This window comes from Sutcliffiella horikoshii (assembly GCF_021991925.1).
Lineage (GTDB): Bacteria > Bacillota > Bacilli > Bacillales > Bacillaceae_I > Sutcliffiella_A > Sutcliffiella_A horikoshii_F.
On the sequence record NZ_RXZI01000002.1, the window covers coordinates 769,642 to 787,397 of the forward strand.

The 17,756-nt window shown below is 41.9% G+C and carries 22 protein-coding genes; 10 read left to right on the forward strand and 12 right to left on the reverse strand.

What is annotated here, in order from left to right:
- Window positions 1-75: 75 nt before the first annotated feature.
- The gene (locus tag EKQ44_RS09105) at window positions 76-339 is read left to right on the forward strand and encodes a DUF1871 family protein (protein WP_237663218.1); all 264 of its coding nucleotides are present in this window, start codon (window positions 76-78) and stop codon (window positions 337-339) included.
- Between the two features lie 115 nt (window positions 340-454).
- Here EKQ44_RS09105 and EKQ44_RS09110 read toward each other — a convergent pair whose 3' ends face one another.
- Window positions 455-1,294 carry an alpha/beta fold hydrolase gene (locus EKQ44_RS09110; protein WP_237663219.1) on the reverse strand — a complete coding sequence of 280 codons (840 nt, stop codon included), beginning with the start codon at window positions 1,292-1,294 and terminating at the stop codon, window positions 455-457.
- Between the two features lie 171 nt (window positions 1,295-1,465).
- Here EKQ44_RS09110 and EKQ44_RS09115 point away from each other — a divergent pair, with 171 nt between their 5' ends.
- The gene (locus tag EKQ44_RS09115) at window positions 1,466-1,966 is read left to right on the forward strand and encodes an Lrp/AsnC family transcriptional regulator (RefSeq protein ID WP_237663220.1); all 501 of its coding nucleotides are present in this window, start codon (window positions 1,466-1,468) and stop codon (window positions 1,964-1,966) included.
- Window positions 1,963-3,123 carry an aminotransferase gene (locus EKQ44_RS09120; protein WP_237663221.1) on the forward strand — a complete coding sequence of 387 codons (1,161 nt, stop codon included), beginning with the start codon at window positions 1,963-1,965 and terminating at the stop codon, window positions 3,121-3,123. The genes EKQ44_RS09115 and EKQ44_RS09120 overlap by 4 nt, the downstream gene beginning before the upstream one ends.
- Before the next feature lie 151 nt (window positions 3,124-3,274).
- On the opposite strand, the gene EKQ44_RS09125 is transcribed toward EKQ44_RS09120, so the two are convergent.
- Window positions 3,275-3,640 carry a helix-turn-helix domain-containing protein gene (locus EKQ44_RS09125; protein ID WP_237663222.1) on the reverse strand — a complete coding sequence of 122 codons (366 nt, stop codon included), beginning with the start codon at window positions 3,638-3,640 and terminating at the stop codon, window positions 3,275-3,277.
- Between the two features lie 255 nt (window positions 3,641-3,895).
- On the opposite strand from EKQ44_RS09125, the gene yugI reads away from it, so the two are divergent.
- Entirely contained in the window at window positions 3,896-4,303 is a 408-nt protein-coding gene (yugI, locus tag EKQ44_RS09130; RefSeq protein ID WP_010196422.1) for a S1 domain-containing post-transcriptional regulator GSP13, read from the forward strand.
- 619 nt (window positions 4,304-4,922) lie between these two features.
- On the opposite strand, the gene EKQ44_RS09135 is transcribed toward yugI, so the two are convergent.
- The gene (locus EKQ44_RS09135; RefSeq protein WP_064098762.1) at window positions 4,923-5,156 is read right to left on the reverse strand and encodes a DUF378 domain-containing protein; all 234 of its coding nucleotides are present in this window, start codon (window positions 5,154-5,156) and stop codon (window positions 4,923-4,925) included.
- A 183-nt stretch (window positions 5,157-5,339) separates the two neighbouring features.
- Between EKQ44_RS09135 and EKQ44_RS09140 the strand changes: the two genes are divergently transcribed.
- Entirely contained in the window at window positions 5,340-6,503 is a 1,164-nt protein-coding gene (locus EKQ44_RS09140) for an iron-containing alcohol dehydrogenase (protein ID WP_237663223.1), read from the forward strand.
- A 30-nt stretch (window positions 6,504-6,533) separates the two neighbouring features.
- Here EKQ44_RS09140 and mnhG read toward each other — a convergent pair whose 3' ends face one another.
- From mnhG to EKQ44_RS09175, 7 genes are read right to left on the reverse strand one after another with little or no spacing between them, the layout of a single operon-like run.
- A complete protein-coding gene (mnhG, locus tag EKQ44_RS09145) occupies window positions 6,534-6,905 on the reverse strand; it encodes a monovalent cation/H(+) antiporter subunit G (RefSeq protein WP_237663224.1) in 372 nt (123 codons plus the stop codon).
- Complete coding sequence (locus EKQ44_RS09150; RefSeq protein WP_237663225.1) at window positions 6,889-7,191, reverse strand: Na(+)/H(+) antiporter subunit F1; 303 nt, start codon at window positions 7,189-7,191, stop codon at window positions 6,889-6,891. Before EKQ44_RS09150 ends, mnhG begins: the two co-directional genes overlap by 17 nt.
- Window position 7,192: 1 nt before the next feature.
- On the reverse strand, window positions 7,193-7,669 hold the full coding sequence (locus EKQ44_RS09155; protein WP_237663226.1) for a Na+/H+ antiporter subunit E: 477 nt from the start codon (window positions 7,667-7,669) through the stop codon (window positions 7,193-7,195).
- A gap of 6 nt (window positions 7,670-7,675) precedes the next feature.
- Complete coding sequence (locus tag EKQ44_RS09160) at window positions 7,676-9,157, reverse strand: Na+/H+ antiporter subunit D (protein WP_237663227.1); 1,482 nt, start codon at window positions 9,155-9,157, stop codon at window positions 7,676-7,678.
- Window positions 9,150-9,491 carry a Na(+)/H(+) antiporter subunit C gene (locus tag EKQ44_RS09165; RefSeq protein WP_063559712.1) on the reverse strand — a complete coding sequence of 114 codons (342 nt, stop codon included), beginning with the start codon at window positions 9,489-9,491 and terminating at the stop codon, window positions 9,150-9,152. The genes EKQ44_RS09160 and EKQ44_RS09165 overlap by 8 nt, the downstream gene beginning before the upstream one ends.
- Window positions 9,491-9,913, reverse strand: a complete 423-nt coding sequence (locus EKQ44_RS09170) for a Na(+)/H(+) antiporter subunit B (RefSeq protein ID WP_237663228.1) — start codon at window positions 9,911-9,913, stop codon at window positions 9,491-9,493. The genes EKQ44_RS09165 and EKQ44_RS09170 overlap by 1 nt, the downstream gene beginning before the upstream one ends.
- A complete protein-coding gene (locus EKQ44_RS09175; protein ID WP_237663229.1) occupies window positions 9,903-12,311 on the reverse strand; it encodes a Na+/H+ antiporter subunit A in 2,409 nt (802 codons plus the stop codon). Before EKQ44_RS09175 ends, EKQ44_RS09170 begins: the two co-directional genes overlap by 11 nt.
- A 338-nt stretch (window positions 12,312-12,649) precedes the next feature.
- On the opposite strand from EKQ44_RS09175, the gene EKQ44_RS09180 reads away from it, so the two are divergent.
- The 3 genes from EKQ44_RS09180 to EKQ44_RS09190 all read left to right on the forward strand — a co-directional run bounded on the left by EKQ44_RS09180 (window position 12,650) and on the right by EKQ44_RS09190 (window position 15,385).
- Window positions 12,650-12,892, forward strand: a complete 243-nt coding sequence (locus EKQ44_RS09180) for a hypothetical protein (protein WP_237663230.1) — start codon at window positions 12,650-12,652, stop codon at window positions 12,890-12,892.
- A gap of 185 nt (window positions 12,893-13,077) precedes the next feature.
- Window positions 13,078-14,427 carry a glucose-6-phosphate isomerase gene (locus tag EKQ44_RS09185; RefSeq protein WP_237663231.1) on the forward strand — a complete coding sequence of 450 codons (1,350 nt, stop codon included), beginning with the start codon at window positions 13,078-13,080 and terminating at the stop codon, window positions 14,425-14,427.
- Between the two features lie 550 nt (window positions 14,428-14,977).
- Window positions 14,978-15,385, forward strand: coding sequence for a YugN-like family protein (locus tag EKQ44_RS09190; protein ID WP_237663232.1), 408 nt, complete (start codon window positions 14,978-14,980; stop codon window positions 15,383-15,385).
- Here the strand turns inward: EKQ44_RS09190 and EKQ44_RS09195 are convergent.
- Complete coding sequence (locus EKQ44_RS09195) at window positions 15,382-16,392, reverse strand: potassium channel family protein (RefSeq protein WP_237663233.1); 1,011 nt, start codon at window positions 16,390-16,392, stop codon at window positions 15,382-15,384. The genes EKQ44_RS09190 and EKQ44_RS09195 overlap by 4 nt on opposite strands.
- Window positions 16,393-16,641: an atypical membrane-integrating protein (Mistic protein) gene (locus EKQ44_RS09200; protein WP_237663234.1), complete on the reverse strand. Its 249-nt coding sequence runs from the start codon at window positions 16,639-16,641 to the stop codon at window positions 16,393-16,395.
- A 134-nt stretch (window positions 16,642-16,775) separates the two neighbouring features.
- Here EKQ44_RS09200 and EKQ44_RS09205 point away from each other — a divergent pair, with 134 nt between their 5' ends.
- A complete protein-coding gene (locus EKQ44_RS09205) occupies window positions 16,776-16,961 on the forward strand; it encodes an H-type small acid-soluble spore protein (RefSeq protein ID WP_237663235.1) in 186 nt (61 codons plus the stop codon).
- A gap of 126 nt (window positions 16,962-17,087) precedes the next feature.
- Complete coding sequence (locus tag EKQ44_RS09210) at window positions 17,088-17,279, forward strand: hypothetical protein (protein WP_237663236.1); 192 nt, start codon at window positions 17,088-17,090, stop codon at window positions 17,277-17,279.
- Window positions 17,280-17,756 lie beyond the last annotated feature (477 nt).

Genomic DNA, 17,756 nt, shown 5'->3' on the forward strand with positions numbered 1-17,756 from the left:
TCCAACACTAAACAATCTAAAGGAAACAAGGTATAATATGCAGTAATAGTTTTTGAAAGCAAGGTGATTTTTTCCATGATAAAAGCAAGTGTAAATGTCAGGTTGATGGAAAACCTATTGCAATGGGACCCGCTAGGGTATGGTGTTGACGCTTATGATACGGAATGTGTCGATGTGGTGCAAGCGGTACATGAACTTGACGATAGTAATAAGTTAGCGAAAAAAATCCAGGATATCTATGAGTTTTCCTTTGAAGAATTCATTCCTCTTACCAAATGTAAAGAGAAGGCTCTCGAGCTTATGGTCATAAAAAATTCAGAGGATTCTTGTTCTTTATAATAAGCTTCTTAGACAAAAATGTCATGAAAGAAATCTCAACACGAAAAGAGAAAAGCTATCCCGAGCTTTTCTCTTTTATTTGGATTGCGCACACCTGCTTTTTCCTATCCGCTATTTATGGAGATGTTTGCAAAAAGTCGAGGATATTGTCATGAACGTGTTGTGGCTTTTCCTCAGGTAAAAGGTGTCCGGTCTTTTTATAAGTAATTAAACTTGAGTTTGGTAAGTCTTTATGAAGGCGCCGCCCGATTTCAACCGGTACCACTTTGTCCTCTTCTCCCCATATCAAAAGACTTGGAGTTTCAATTTCCCTTAATATCTCTGCTGCCAAGTCACCTTCCCGATCACGGATCATTCTCGTTAACGCGACAAAAATTTGATCATCATAGAATGGCTCTGTATACCCTGCAATCATCTCATCATCTATCAAGGAATGGTCATATACGACATTCAACAAGTTTTTTATGGGTCCCTGTCTTGCCAGCCAATATTTTAACCATAAGTAGAAGTAGGGAATCCTTGATGAGTAGATGATGGAACGGTGCATCCTTTTCAAGTACCCGGAACTGCAAAGCAATACGACTTTTTCAACAAGTTCTGGTTTTTGATGGCTGATATTCAAGGAAATCTGGCCGCCCATGGAATGACCAACAAGCACCGTGCGATGGACTCTAAGCTTTTCTAAAAGAGCGATGACCACTTTGGCCATATTCTCATAAGAATACACAAATTTCTTCGATTTTTCGCTTTTCCCAAATGGAGGAAGATCTATTGCCAAAACCGTATATTCCTTTGTAAGTAATGGAATTAGCCGGCGAAAGCTGAAAGAAGATGAAAGAAATCCATGAATGAGTACTAGGGTGGGTTTATTGGCAAAAGGAGAATGAGAGTCATGATGAAATTCATAAAACACATTGATTCCGGCTATGTTGGCAGTGAATTGATTTGTTTTCATCCTTAATCTTATCCTCCTCATTTTATTGGTTATAGGTATTTTATCCTCTCCTTGCCATTTCAAACCTGTGTATTTTTAAGAATGTGTTCTGTAAAATAATCGTAATACTTTTCGGTTGAATTTTTGCTATAATGAGTCAATGTTTAAAATGAAGGAGTTGTCAGAAAGCGTATGCAATTAACTGAAAAAGAATTGGACTTGCTACAAATTATTGAAGAAAACGGAAGAATGGAGATAGATGTCCTATCTAAAATGGTAGAACTGTCTGCATCAGAAACAGAGAAGATCCTCCAGCAGTTGGAGGAACAACGAATCATTGTGGAATACGGTGCCGTCATTGACTGGCGCAAGGTCGACAATTTTGAGGGTGTGACGGCCATGATTGATGTAAAAGTGACGCCAAAGCGCGAAGTGGGCTTTGATGAAATTGCAAAGAACATCTATAGATTTCCAGAGGTCAAATCTGTGTATCTTATGTCTGGGGCCTATGATTTATCTGTGGTAGTGGAAGGCAGATCGCTTTCACAGGTAGCCAACTTTGTTTCAGAGAAGCTATCTACCCTGGATTCAGTGATTTCCACGACCACCCACTTCATCATGAAAAAATACAAACATGACGGGACCATTTTTGATCAGGGAGAAGATGACCGCCGCATAGTGGTGTCTCCATGAGAAATAGAATAGCTGATCATGTACAAAAACTTCAGCCTTCCGGTATTCGCCGTTTTTTCGATTTGGCGGCAAATATGGAAGGAGTCATTTCCCTTGGAGTGGGGGAACCCGACTTTGTAACATCTTGGGGAGTCAGGGAAGCGTGCATAGCATCCCTGCATAACGGTCATACCTCCTATACAGCAAATGCTGGTTTGATGGAACTTCGGAAGGAAATAAGCCGCTATTTGGCTCAGGAGTTTGAAGTCGAATATAGTGCAGCAAGTGACATCATCGTGACAGTCGGAGCCAGTCAGGCCCTGGATCTTTCCATCCGTGCTATCGTTGACCCTGGTGATGAAGTGATTGTAATTGAACCGAGCTTCGTTTCCTATGCCCCGTTGGTTGAACTGGTAGGGGGAACAGCAGTCAGAGTGGGTGCAGATGCGGAAAGAGGGTTCAGCATTAATTTTTCTGACCTGGAAGCAGCCATTACAGAAAGAACAAAGGCGATCCTTCTTTGTTTCCCAAATAACCCGACAGGTACGATGCTAACCAAGGATGAACTTATCCAAGTAAGCCGATTGGTAGAAAAGCATGACCTGCTTGTATTGTCCGATGAAATTTACGCAGAGCTTTCCTTTGACGAAAAGTTCACAAGCTTTCCTACTCTGCCCAATATGAAGGACAGAACCATTCTGATTTCCGGCTTTTCAAAAGGTTTTGCGATGACAGGCTGGAGATTGGGGTTTGTGGCTGGACCGACAGATATTATTGAAGCGATGCTGAAAATCCATCAGTATGCCATGATGTGTGCCTCCACCATGGCACAGTACGGTGCAATAGAAGCGTTGAAAAACGGCAGGCAGGATATTGAAGCGATGAAAAAGAGCTATAAAAGACGCCGTAACTATTTTGTTGCATCTCTTAATGAAATAGGATTGCCTTGTCATAACCCAGGAGGAGCCTTTTATGCCTTCCCATCTATAAAACAAACAGGTCTTAGCTCCCAGGAATTTGCGGAGAGGCTATTACTGGAGGAGAAAGTGGCAGTGGTCCCAGGGGATGTGTTTGGTGAGACAGGTGAGGGATATGTTAGGTGTTCTTATGCATCCTCCCTTGAGCAGTTGCAGGAAGCTATAAAAAGGATGGAGCGGTTTGTAAAGCAGTTCAGATGATGATAGCAAAGCCTTTACAAAGCCTAGATAAAAAAAGAGGACCAAATCCACCGTGGATTTGGTCCTAACAAAAGGGGGAATACTAGAAAGCCTTGATGGTATAGGTATTCCCATGATTTTTACTTTTAAAACCTAATTTAGAAAATTCTTTTTATTGAGCGCTATATTTTTTTTCGTACAACACTTGCATTACATTCAGGAAGTCTTCATCGGTATATTCTTTGGCTTTGCGCAGGATTAATTTTGCTCTTTTTACCCCTACTTCTTCAATCAATTGTTCGAGTTCCGGATCTAACCCTGTGGAATTACCTGTGGAAGTGACGGATTCCAATAGCTCAGAAGCTGGAACGTCCAAAACAGTTGAGATTTTTAGGATCGTCTGCATGTCAGGATTTTGAAGCCCTGCTTCATATTTTTCAATCGTACCTGTACCAACTCGGATCTTTAACGCAAGCTCAGCGGCGGTAAGTTTTGCACGCTCCCTGTAAAAGCGGATGTTTTCCCCGATTTTTCTCATCCCAATAACCTCCAATGTAAGCATTTTCTTACTATTATCATACCATGATTAAGTATAAAAAAGTTTGAACATATTTTTACTTTTTCCGTGATTCTAAAATATTTCCCATATTGGGATATAAAAGGTAGAAAGCACAAATAATAGATCCGACATAGTTATAGAAGAAAAAGTATTTTTGATTAATTAGCGGATATGTGGTATAATCTTTTATTGCGTTCAATGTGTATAAAAATTAAATTATTTAGGAGTGTTTTCATGTCTGATAAATTCGAAATCGGTAGTGTTTTAACAGGTAAAGTCACAGGTATCCAACCTTATGGAGCGTTCGTTGCGCTTGACGAAGAAACGCAAGGTTTGGTTCATATTTCCGAAATTACTCACGGTTACGTGAAAGATGTTAATGAACATTTAAAAATGGGCGATGAGGTTCAAGTAAAGGTTCTGTCTGTTGACGAAAAGTCTAACAAAATCAGCTTGTCCATCAAAGCGACTCAAGAAGCTCCTGCTGAAGCTCCAGCAGCTGCACCAAGAAAGCCTAAAAAGCGTCAAGCGACTGTAGTGAAAAACCACACAGAAGCAGCACCAGGCGGATTCAACACATTAAAAGACAAATTAGAAGAGTGGATCGAGCAATCCAACCGTAACGACCTAATCAAGAAGTAATCTTGATGAAGGGAGAGAGAGGCATCCTGTGAGGGGTGTCTTTTTTTATGGATGAGAGGATAATTCTTTTGATTTCCATTCCATGGGCTTCGCTTTCCTACAGGCGGTCCGTGAGCCTCCATACCCTGTTGCGGCTTTTCGCCTGTCCTTTCCTCCGGCGGAAAGCAAAGCCATTTGCGGAAAGTGCCGAACAACCAAGTTTTTCTTTCGGGTGCCGAATTATCACAATAACTTATGTAAAAGTCACAATCAAAGCCGAATTAGTTACAATACCAAGCTAATTAGTTACAATCGACCTCCGAAAAGTCACAATCCACTCACCTACATCAAATTTTCCCCTAAAAAAAGAAACCGCCTCTTTTAGTGAGGCGGTTCCAGACCGTAGAAAAACCCTAATTACTTAGATTTGCATTTAACAGTTGATCTTCATTCCAGGCGCTTAGCTTTCCTGCGGGCGGTCCGGAAGCCTCCTCGGGCTGCGCCCTGCGGGGTCTTCCCTGTCCCTTCCTCCCGCGGAAGTCTTCGCGCCTTCCACTACGATCAACTTGAAAATTGCTATGAAATTTACTTTGTCTACAAGCTGAAACCGCCTCTTTTAGTGAGGCGGTTCCCCTGTTACTTATCGAGTTGTTCTTGGTTCTACTTCTCTTTCATGCTGTTCAGATGGGACAAAAAGAAGCCCAAGGTTGATTAGACCGGCAATTCCTACAAGACCGTAGATAATGCGGGATAAAGCTGCGCTTTGGCCGCCGAATATAGCTGCTACAAGATCAAATTGGAAGAAACCAATTAATCCCCAGTTAATAGCTCCAACAATAGTCAGTACTAACGCAATACGTTGTATAGTGCTCATAACATTCCCTCCTTGAGAATATAAGTGCTTTCCTCCATATAATTTGTTACAGAGCGAAAATTATTCATCGTTAAAAAAATTTTCAGGAAGCATGATATAAGGGTACTAACTTTTAACCAAGCTAATTCTTTGCAAGCAATAAAAAAATAATCCATAATCGATGCAAAAGGGAGGTAAGGGAAAATGGACAATTTTATATTCTATAATCCAACAAAGTTGATTTTTGGGAAAGGGCAACTTGAAACACTGCCACAGGAAATGGAGGCATATGGTAAGAACGTGCTTCTTGTATATGGTGGTGGAAGCATCAAGAGAAGTGGACTTTATGACGATGTGGTGAATACTTTACATAAAGCGGGTGCAACAGTAACCGAGCTAGCAGGAGTAGAGCCAAATCCGAGATTATCCACTGTGAGAAAAGGAATCGAACTTTGCAAGGAAAATAACATCGATTTTCTGTTGGCGGTTGGTGGCGGAAGTGTCATTGACTGTACAAAAGCAATCGCTGCAGGAGCTAAGTATGATGGCGATGTATGGGATATTGTTCTTAAAAAGCATATTGCCACAGAAGCCTTGCCATTCGGTACAGTGTTGACACTGGCTGCTACGGGTTCAGAAATGAATGCGGGATCTGTCATCACAAATTGGGAAACTAATGAGAAGTATGGTTGGGGTAGCCCGGTGACATACCCTAAATTCTCTATCCTCGATCCTGTGAACACCTTCACGGTTCCAAAGGACCATACGGTATATGGGATTGTTGATATGATGTCACATGTGTTGGAACAATACTTCCACCAAACAAGCAACACGCCACTTCAAGATCGCATGTGTGAGGCTGTTTTGACCACCGTGATGGAAACGGCACCTCAATTGTTGGAAAACCTGGAAAGCTATGAGCATCGCGAGACAATCCTATACAACGGTACGATTGCGCTAAACGGTATGCTGCAAATGGGCTATCGTGGCGATTGGGCGACACACGGCATTGAGCATGCGGTTTCGGCAATCTACGATATTCCTCATGCAGGTGGACTGGCTATTCTATTCCCGAATTGGATGGAACATGTCTTGGATGCGAATGTTGGACGCTTCAAGCAACTTGCAGTCCGTGTGTTTGGAGTGCAGGATAAAGGTTCTTCAGACAGGGAAGTTGCCCTTGAAGGTATCCGAAGACTTCGCGAGTTCTGGACTAGTCTGGGAGCACCGACTCGATTAGCAGACTATGACATTGATGCTAAGAATATTGATAAAATGGCGGAGCACGTCATGTCACACGGAGCGGTTGGTAATTTTAAGTCGTTATCCTATGATGATGTGGTTTCGATCTTAAAAGCATCCTTATAAACGAAAAAACAGTTGACGGATTTTACCCCGTCAGCTGTTTTTCATTTCACGTACCGTTTCCGGTTTTTCTTTTGTTTTCAAATCATCCTGTACGGAATTTTCCCATAAAGGCACATCTGTATAATAGGCCGCACGTGTAATAAGATGACCTGCCACGGGAGCAGTTACGAAGACGAATATGATTCCAAGGACCAATCTGGCACTGAAATAACCATCTTCAAACCAAAAATGCAAAAGTGCAGCAATCAATATGAATAACACACCAAGTGTGGCGCTCTTGGAGGCTGCGTGACTGCGGCAATACACATCAGGAAGCCTGATTAGCCCGATGGTCGTTACTAAGCTTAGAAGAGAACCTAGTAGGACGACAACGCCGATAAAAATACTAATTGTCTCTGTCATACTCGATTATCTCTCCTTTTTGCAGAAACTTGGAAAATGCGACTGTACCTACAAATGCAATGACCCCAATTAAAAGAATGACTTCCAGGAAAGCGTCGGTTCTTAAAATGATGGAAGTGATCGCGGTAATGGCAATTAAATTGATTCCGATAGAATCTAGTGCCATGACTCTGTCAGGAATAGAGGGACCTTTAATAACACGATAGACGAGCCCCAAGGTCGAGACGGATATGATGAATAAGCTGATGGCCAACAAGGCATCGAATGTACTCTCAAACTCTAACACGTTATCTGGTCACCTCCATGATCGCTTTTTCAAAGGTATTCTTAATTTCAGCTACTGCCTGGTCGGAATCAGGAATGTTCATGGCATGGATGTAAAGCACTTTATTGTCATCTGAAACATCCATGACCAGCGTCCCAGGAGTCAAACTGATGAGAAGGGAGAGTAAAGTGATCTCCCATTCACTCTCAAGTTCCGTAGGCATGGCGAAAATGCCGGGTTCTATTTTTAGTTTTGGACGAAGGATGTCACGAATCACTTGGACATTTGCCAATACCAGCTCTCGTAAGAAAAGGAATAACAGTTTACCAGCAGCCAAAACCCTTTCAAAATAGAAGCGTCCGGGAATGAAGCGGCGCATGGTGAAAATGATCACGAGCCCCCAGAAATACCCTACAAAAAAGTCAGCAAAGGCCCATTCGTTCTTCAGAAACATCCAACTGAATGCAATGATTAAATTAATTAAAATTTGAAAAGCCATGAGAAACTACTCCTTTAAAACTGCTTGGATATAGATGGATGGGTCCATCAATGTTTCTGCCGCCTCGTATATATACGGATATACGAATTCTGCCCCTAAACCGAGAAATGCAGAAATGGCGATAAGTACGACGCTTGGATATATCAATCCTTTTGTGGAACCTTTTTCTTCTTCCACTGTTAATACCTCTTCTCTAAAGAAGCAATTCATAAATATCTTCATAACAGAATACAGTACCAACAAGCTGGAAAAGAGCATGACCCCTACAAACACATAATGTCCTGTATCCAGACCACCTTGAACCAATAGAACCTTTCCAACAAATCCACTTAGTGGCGGAATTCCAGCCAGGGCCAGACAAGCTGCAAAGAACATCCAACCAAGAAGTGGATGGCGTTTAATAAGGCCGCCCATTTTTTTGATATTATCTGTACCAGTGATGGTGAACATAGCACCTGCCAACAGGAACAATGCCCCTTTGATTACCATATCGTGAACCAGATAATAGATTCCACCGGCATAACCAGTTTCAGTAGCGATGGCAACTCCGTAAATGATGACGCCCACTGCGGTTACAATGTTATAAATCAAGATTTTCTTAACATCCCAGTAAGCGATTGCCCCGATTGCCCCGATCAGGATGGTGATCCCAGCGAGTACCGCAATGATCTGATGGGTAATTTGAGGCTCATGATAGAAAATGAGACTGAATGTACGATAGATGGCATAGATCCCAACTTTCGTTAACAATGCTCCAAACAGGGCAGTTACGGCATATGGAGGTGCCTGGTAGGATCCAGGTAACCAAAAGTATAGTGGGAAAATCCCACCTTTCAGACCAAACACTACTAAGAACAAGATAGCTACTACAGTAAGAATATCCTGTTGACCAGCTTGGGCAATTTTATTAGAGACGTCTGCCATATTCAATGTTCCGACCAACCCGTATAAATAAGCCAAGGCTATAACGAATAGGGCAGATGAGATTACATTGACCAAAACATACTTCAAGGATTCCCGCAATTGCACTTTTGTGCCGCCGATCACAATCAGCACGTAGGAAGCCATTAGGAAAACCTCAAAGAATACAAACAGGTTGAATAGGTCACCTGTCAAAAATGCCCCCATAACACCAGCGATGAGGAACTGGGTAAACGCATAGTAGTAAAAGTTTTCGCGATCCTTTCCGATAGAACGGAAGGCAAAAAGTATACAAGTGAAGCTGACGATGACGCCTGTCAATACAAGGAGTGCGGCGAACATATCTGCAACCAATACGATCCCAAATGGAGGACGCCAGCTTCCAACCTCCAATGTTTGAATTCCCTCTGTATAGACCACATGTACAAGCACGGCAGAGGCAATGGTTGTAAGCGTTAAACTGATGACACTAATCACTTTCTGTAGCTTTATCTTCTTTGGTATCAATAATAAAAGTGTAGCTGCAATTAAAGGGATCAGTATCGGTATTATAACTAAGTTATTCATGATTTTCATTTCCCCTTAATTTATCCATATCGTCTGTCTTCAGCTCCTGATATGCTCTATATGCCAGAACCAGGAAGAAGGAGGTCACCCCGAAGCTGATAACAATCGCTGTTAAAATCAATGCTTGGGGAAGCGGGTCTGTATAAGCTTCCGCTTCTTGACCAAGAAGCGGTGCCATCCCTCTCTTTAACCCGCCCATCGTCAGAAGCAGTAGGTGGGCACCATGTGCGAGGAGACCTGTTCCAACAATGATACGTAAAATACTCTTAGATAATATTAGGTAGGTGGCACAAGCGATAAGCACACCTGCTACAATCGTCATAATTATTTCCATTATTCACTCTCTCCTATCGTTTGAATAATGGTCATCGCAATACCGACAACAACTAGATAAACACCTAAATCAAATATCAATGTGGAGGCAAGGGCCGTTTCACCAAGAATCGGCAGTTCCACATAATCAAAGGTATGTGTCAAATATGGAACATCAAAGAACAATGCCCCGACTCCAGTAAGGACGGAAATCAACAGTCCAGCTGCCGCAACCGTCATGAAATTGAACGGGAAAATGGTATTGATCGTTTTTATATCAAATGCAAGCAATAATAGTACAAGTGCTGCGGAAGTCATCAACCCCCCGATAAATCCTCCACCTGGTGTATAGTGCCCGGCAAAGAAGAGGTACACGGAAAAGATGATGATGATAAAAGATAAAAGGGTGGTAACAGTCTGTAAAATCAAATCATTAACTTTCACCTTTTACCCCTCCCTTCTTATCGGTAAGGCGCAGCTTGATCATGGCATAGATACCAAAGGCTGCGATAGTCAGAACCGCAATTTCAAACAGGGTGTCTAGTCCTCGGAAGTCGACAAGGATAACGTTAACCATGTTCTTTCCTCCGGCCTCTTCATAGGATGCCGCTTCAAAATAGCTTGAAATGGACTCAAACAGTCGTGAACTATTTACGGAAAGGCCGATAAAGATGACAATCAACCCTATACTTACCGAAATGATGAAGTTGGTCAAACGGAAACGTAATTTCCCGATTTCTTTTGACAACTCTGGTAAGTGATAGAAGCATAGAAGGAACAATGCCACCGAAACAGTTTCGACTATCAACTGAGTGAGTGCAAGATCTGGAGCACGGAACAGGACAAAGAACAATGCCATGGAATATCCGACTACTCCAAGAGAGATAATCGCTGTAAGCCTGGATTTGGTAAACAGGATGGTAAGGGCGGAAACGACCATTACCAATGCAAGGATGACTTCATAAATCCCCACTTCCTCCACATTTGTCAAGTTGACTTTAAATGCTCCTGTGGAGAACAATACTAACCCTAACAAGAACACCATAAATGCAAAGATCATGACAAGATAATCGCGGATGAATCCAGTCATATGTGACTTTGTAAACGCGGAAGAACCACGGTCCAGTGCCACAAGCCCACCATCGTACAGTTTGTTGAGAGTAAGCCTTTGTGGGAACCACTCGTAGATTTTCCCCCATTTTGCCACCGTTAAATATAATAGGACCCCAGCAAGGATAACCCCTATTGTCATAAACAATTCGGTGTTGAACCCATGCCAGTGATATATCTTCACTTCCACCGATAGGACATTGGATGGAAGGATGGAATAGAGGGCAGGTTCTATCACACCTTTTAATAACATCGGGAAGAACCCGAAAATGACAACCAAAGAAGCTAGAATGATTGGAGGAATCAACATCCCAATCGGTGCTTCATGCGGTTTTTTATCAAGTTTTTCAGGTTGATACTTCCCTGTAAAGGTCTTGAAAACAAGGATCATGCTGTAGATGAACGTGAACACACTAGCCACCCAAGCAAGAACAGGAAAGATCATACCGAGCGTTTCCATATTCCATGCGCTGATCTCTGTCGCCTGCAACATTCCGGTAAAGAACATCTCCTTACTCAAGAATCCGTTAAAAGGAGGTAAACCTGCCATGGAAAATGCTCCAATGATGGCTAAGGTAAAGGTAATGGGCATAAGGTTCATCAGACCGCCGAGTTTTCTGATATCTCTTGTGCCAGTTTCGTGATCGACAATCCCGACTACCATGAACAGGCTTCCTTTGAAGGTCGCATGGTTAATCAGGTGGAACACAGCTGCAAGTGTTGCGATCGTATATGCATTTTCATCGATGTAATCATAATAGGCCGCAGCACTACCAACACCTAGTAAGGACATGATCAATCCCAGTTGACTGACTGTGGAGAAAGCCAGTATTGATTTTAGGTCCGTTTGCTTTACGGCAGAGAATGACCCCCAGAATAATGTCACGATACCGAATCCTGATACAAGCCAGAACCATTCCGGTGCACCTGCAAAAACAGGACTCATGCGTGCCACCAAGTAAATACCAGCTTTAACCATGGTTGCGGAGTGGAGGTAGGCACTGACAGGTGTCGGAGCTTCCATCGCATCCGGTAACCAAATATGGAAAGGGAATTGAGCAGATTTTGTAAAAGCACCAAGTAAAAATAAAAGAAGTGCAGGAACAAAAAACTCATGACTTGTTACTATATCGACATTCGCGATGGTTTCACGAACGCTGAAGGTACCGGTGATCAAGTAAAGGAGGATGATACCCGCAAGCATGGCCAATCCACCAAACACTGTAATCAACATGGACTTTTGTGCACCATAGCGGGATTTTTCCCGGTGGTACCAATAGCTAATCAGCAAGAAAGAAGAGATACTTGTCAATTCCCAGAAGGAATACATAACAAGAAGGTTGTCCGAAAGCACAACCCCAAGCATCGCACCCATAAACATAAGTAGATAAACATAGAACGTATTAAGCGCTTCTTTCTCTTTAGATAGGTAATAAATGGAGTAAAGAACGACTAAGGCACCAATACCTGTTATCAACAGGGCAAAGAGCAGTCCTAGTCCATCCAGATAAACGACAAAATCTATCCCAATGGAAGGAATCCATTTCATGGTGCTAGTGTACGTTTCCCCGCTCATGGTGGTGCTCAAGAATTGGAGAAAGTAAATGAACAAAACGAGTGGCAATACGAAAACAAACCACCCTGTATGTATGCTTTTGAAATACTTATGCGCAAAAGGCACAAGAATCGCCAACAAGAAAGGCGATAAAATCACTAAATGAATCAGTGACAAGACACAAACCTCCTCTGTTTCTTCTATAAATAATAGTATTCCCTTATAAACATAAGAAAACAACGCCAAATACCATTTTTTTCTAGTGGTTATACTCTAACCGGTTTGGTACCTGCCTTGTTACATGTAAAAGGAATAATTATTTGTAAAGAAAAATTACTAAATCAAATTATATACTAAATCATAACCGCTTGCATCCTTGCTGTTTGTTAGTATGGACCGATTTTGTCCTGCATATTAAATATGATAGAAACTAGTCAAAAAGCCTCTGAAAAAAATTTTTCCAGTTGCATAAAATGTCGAATATTTAGCCATGCTAGTCATAGGTGGTGGTAAATATGGTGAAAAGAAAAGCAGCTGTTGCCCTATCCATATTTTCTACTTTATTTGCTGGAGCATGGTGGTTAAATGTGGAGCAAAAAAGGGATTATGTGGAGCATTACCATAATGAGGATTCCTCCATTGTGTTAATCGGTTCCAATCAAGGCAATATAGATGTCATCCAGCCATTTAAGCCACGTGAATATATACGGATAGTAGTGGCGAAAAAGGAAAAAGAAGAAGAAGTGGAACCAACCTGATAGAGGGTTGATTTGGAAAAAAGAAAACGGTTATACACTACGTATAGCCGTTTTCTTATGGAAGTAAGCCGAATTTAAATATTTTTTACAAGAATACGCTTTCATAAGTGGGCCGTCCTTGAATTATCGAACAGGATTCTGTAAAGTGAAAATTGGCATGCAAATATGTTTTTGGAGGTTATCATATGACACATATTCGCTTCGATTATAGCAAAGCACTATCGTTTTTCGGCGAACATGAAATTACATACTTACGAGATGCGGTGAAGGTTGCCCATCATTCCTTACATGAAAAAACAGGTGCAGGAAATGATTATCTTGGTTGGATCGACCTGCCTACCGATTATGACAAAGAAGAATTTGCGCGTATTGTTAAAAGCGCAGAAAAAATTAAAAATGATTCCGACATCCTTTTAGTAGTAGGAATCGGTGGTTCTTACCTAGGTGCCCGTGCGGCTCTTGAGATGTTGAATCATTCCTTCTACAATGCTTTAACAAAGGAGCAACGAAAAACTCCTCAAGTGGTTTTTGTTGGGAACAACATCAGTTCTACGTACATGAGAGATTTAATGGATCTTTTAGAAGGTAAGGATTTCTCCATCAATGTGATTTCAAAGTCAGGGACTACTACAGAACCTGCCCTTGCATTCCGCATTTTCCGTAAGCTTCTAGAAGAAAAGTACGGAAAAGAAGAAGCGCGCAAACGTATCTATGCTACTACGGACAAAGCGCGTGGCGCATTAAAAACACTAGCTACGGAAGAAGGCTATGAGTCCTTTATCATTCCTGATGATGTTGGTGGCCGTTATTCTGTTCTAACTGCAGTGGGATTATTGCCGATTGCTGTGTCTGGAGCGGACATTGAAGCGATGATGAAAGGTGCGGCTGATGCGAGTCGTGACTTCTCCAAGTCAGAATTGGAAGAAAATCCAGCCTATCAATATGCGGCTGTTCGAAATCTCCTTTATAATAAAGGAAAAACAATTGAAATGCTGATCAACTATGAACCAGGACTTCAATACTTCTCTGAATGGTGGAAGCAACTATTCGGTGAAAGTGAAGGGAAGGACCAGAAAGGAATCTTCCCTGCGTCTGCCAATTTCTCAACAGATTTACACTCCATGGGCCAATATGTGCAAGAAGGACGCCGTGATTTGTTTGAAACAATCATCAAAGTGGAAACGCCTCGCCATGAACTGAAAGTGGAAGAAGAAGCATCCGATCTTGATGGATTAAACTATCTTGCAGGTGAGACAGTGGACTTTGTCAATACGAAAGCTTACGAAGGAACACTTCTTGCTCATACAGATGGAGGAGTGCCGAACCTTGTGGTCAACATTCCTGCGATGGATGCATACACGTTCGGGTACCTTGTGTACTTCTTTGAAAAAGCATGTGCGATGAGCGGATACCTTCTTGGGGTAAATCCATTTGACCAACCTGGAGTGGAAGCATACAAAGTGAATATGTTCGCTCTTCTGGGCAAACCAGGATTTGAAGAAATCAAAGCGGAATTAGAGAAACGATTGAAGTAAATGACACTCGCGCGGAAATTGGTGCAGAATAAGTACCGATGCCGTGGATAATAAAGATATGCATACCACGCTTTTTTGAGTAGTGGGTGCATATCTTTTTTATAGCGGCGGAAAATGGGCATAGGTTAATGGTAGAAGCATTTCAATGATTCGGACATCTTGGGGGGGGGCGAAAGCTCTGTATTCCGTATATGTCCGAACGAAAATTTGAAATGTCCAAACATCGTAAGATATTGTCCAAACACCCCCGGTCTTTTGTCCGAGCACCCGCGCAAATGCTTCCTGAAATGTCCAAACCAAATAGAAACATGTCCGAATAGATTTGAACCCACCAAAAAATCGTTAATTTCCCCCTTTCTTATTAAAATGGTCGACATTTTAAACACTACCTTGTCGTCCATTTCATTTTGGAGGAAACCAACTGTGGCGTCTTCAGCATCCAAACATAAAGAGTTCCTTCGACCCCAAGGTTGGAGGGGACAATACCTTTTTCATCATGCATGAAAAGCCCTCCTCAGGGAAACCTACCCTTATAAAAGGAGGGATTGCCATGATTCCTATTCCTTCAAAAATAGAAGGTGCGGAGTTTCAGTTATATAAACTAGAACAAGAACTTAAAGCCATCGGTTATTCCATCGGAGGGAACTGGGACTATGACCACGGCTATTTTGATTACAAAATAGATGACAAAGTGGGATACCAATTCTTAAGGGTGCCTTTTCAATCTGTGGACGGTCAGTTGGATTCACAAGGGACAACCGTAGAGCTTGGAAGACCGTTCCTGTTATCCCACAAGTATCAAGTAGGGTTAGACGACCATGTCCATGTCTGGAACAAAACGGCGTCCATTAATCAGTTCTCGGAACCGGAAGACCCGGATGCATCGTTTCCAAAGGAGTTCCTGGAGCTTGGGCATACTCTTGTTCACGAACTTGAAGCGGTACTTGGAAGGGATTAGTCTTTTATTACTAGTAGACAATCATCTTCTTGTATAAGTGTGTAAAGGGGAGGATTGACCATGGTGTCCCCTCTCCTTTTTACTCCAATCAATAGAATTTTATTTTGCAGCAGCTGGTTACTAATCTTTTCAAATGTTTCTCCTATATAGCCCTTTTCCGCCTCTAAATACTTTAATTTGCTCCCTTTCAATTGGTCCAACATACTCAACAATGTACTAGACATCCCATTGGACATCATGCTATTAGTCATCACATAGCTTGTAAACATGTTTGTCTGGATTACTTCATCAGCACCTGCCCGCTTGGCATTCTTCACTTGCAAAGAAGTAAGAATTTCTACAATGGTATAGACATCTGGATTCAATCCTTTAACAGCAAGCAGTGTTAGAACTGAGTTCATGTCTGCTTGCACTTCTGTTTTACTTTGATCCGCAGAAATGACTACAAAGGCCGCAACCTTTACATTTGCTGCCAATAACGTTTGGTCATAACACGGGTTCCCTTTAATGAAATGAACGTTCTGATCATGAAGTGGATTCTTTTCCAGTGTTTGATCAATTAAAACAATAGACAAGGGTTTATTGCTCATGGAGTTAATCTGTCTCAACGTTTCCCTGACCCGCTCATTCCAGCCTATAACGATGATATGTTCTGATCCTTTATAATCCACTTTGCCCTCCAAGTAATTACTTTGTGTTGCAATGGCGCTTGCTGCCAAAGATACAAAATATGTAGTAACAAAACCTGTTCCAAATAGAATCAGTACTATGCCCAATAATCTCCCTGTTACAGTGACCGGCACAAAATCTCCATATCCAAGAGTTGCAGTTGTGACGATTGCCCACCAGACACCATCAAAGAATGTAGGAAACTCATCGGGTTCAATGAAATGTATCAGCATACCAAATGTAATATTAATAATGAAAATGATGATGAGAATCCTGGCAATTAGTGGCCAGTGTACAAATTTGAAAACAAGGGAGGTTTGTTCTTTTATCTTTTCCATTTACTTTTCATCCTCAGTTGAAATGAAAGTAAGGACTTCTTTTACGATGGCGTTAATTTTATTATTCAGTGCCTCTTCCCCAAATTTATCCTTCCCGGCTTCAATCAGTTTAATGACTTCATCATGGAACGATATGATGGGCTTGTCGTCTTCAGACTCATTATAAAATTCAATAAAACGATCTAAGCTTTCGTTCATTTTATCGATTGCATCACTAAGTTGCTCTTTTTCTTCCTGCCTTAACTTCATGTCGTTCACCTCTTCTCCCATTGTTGACAAAATAGTGTAAAGGTTAAACTTCCAAAGGAATAAAATGGCTTCTATAAGGGAAAATAATTGAGAATGTGTGAGGAAGTATCATTATGAGATCAGGAGTGACAAACATGGAAGAAAGACGTGCTAGACAAATATTATCCTCATCTGCAACGATTGAGGTCACCTTTGAAGGAACAAAAGTATGGATTGATTCATTAAGTGAGGACGGTAAGACTGCCACGGTTCACCTTCGTGGACCTGGTGAAGAACGTACGCAAGTAGCTGTTTCCGATTTAGTGGAAACAGGAGAATAATGGTAGTGGAGGGAGGCTCATTAGTGGGTCTTCTTTTTTTGGGAGGAGACATTCAATGTGCTCCATCTGGTTTGCTACCCATAAAAGGCGGGTATCACCTACTATCAATAAGTGAGGTGATGAGAAATGACATCCTTTAATGAAACTGCCATTATTTCTTATGTGGAGTCCAGAATAAAAGAGTATTGCAAGGAGATGGAGCAAAGCCCTACAGGAAGCCTTGACCATGATATTTTACTAGGGAAAATTGAAGCATTTAATGAATTCCTTGAACAGTTTGGATATGATAGAATGCACTGTACAGTAAGCGGAAACTAATAAAGGTGGCCATAATAGGCCACCTTAGACTTTTGACAAACACAACATATTTTTAGAATTGCATATAATTGTTGATCTACGTTTCAGAGGCTTCGCTTTCCGCGGGCAGTCCGGAAGCCTCCTGGGGCTACGCCCAGGCCACTGAAAAAGTTCATGATTTTAGTAATCTGTTTCCATACCGCTGTTGATTTCCGCAATCGGCTTCGCTTTCCGCGGGGCGACCTTGAGCCTCCTCGGGCATACGCCCTGCGGGGTCTCAAGAATGTCGCTATCCCCCCGCAGGAGTCTTCGCCTATTGCTCCAATCAACAGCTAGGAATCGCAATAATGATAAGTTATCGGGTTTTTCAGTGGCCTTGGCTACGGCCTGCGGGGTCTCCCATGTCCCTTCCTCCCGCATGAGTCTGCGCGTCTTCCACTACAATCAACAGGGTTATTGCATACCTTGAAGATTAAATAACTTTGTCTACACACCAAA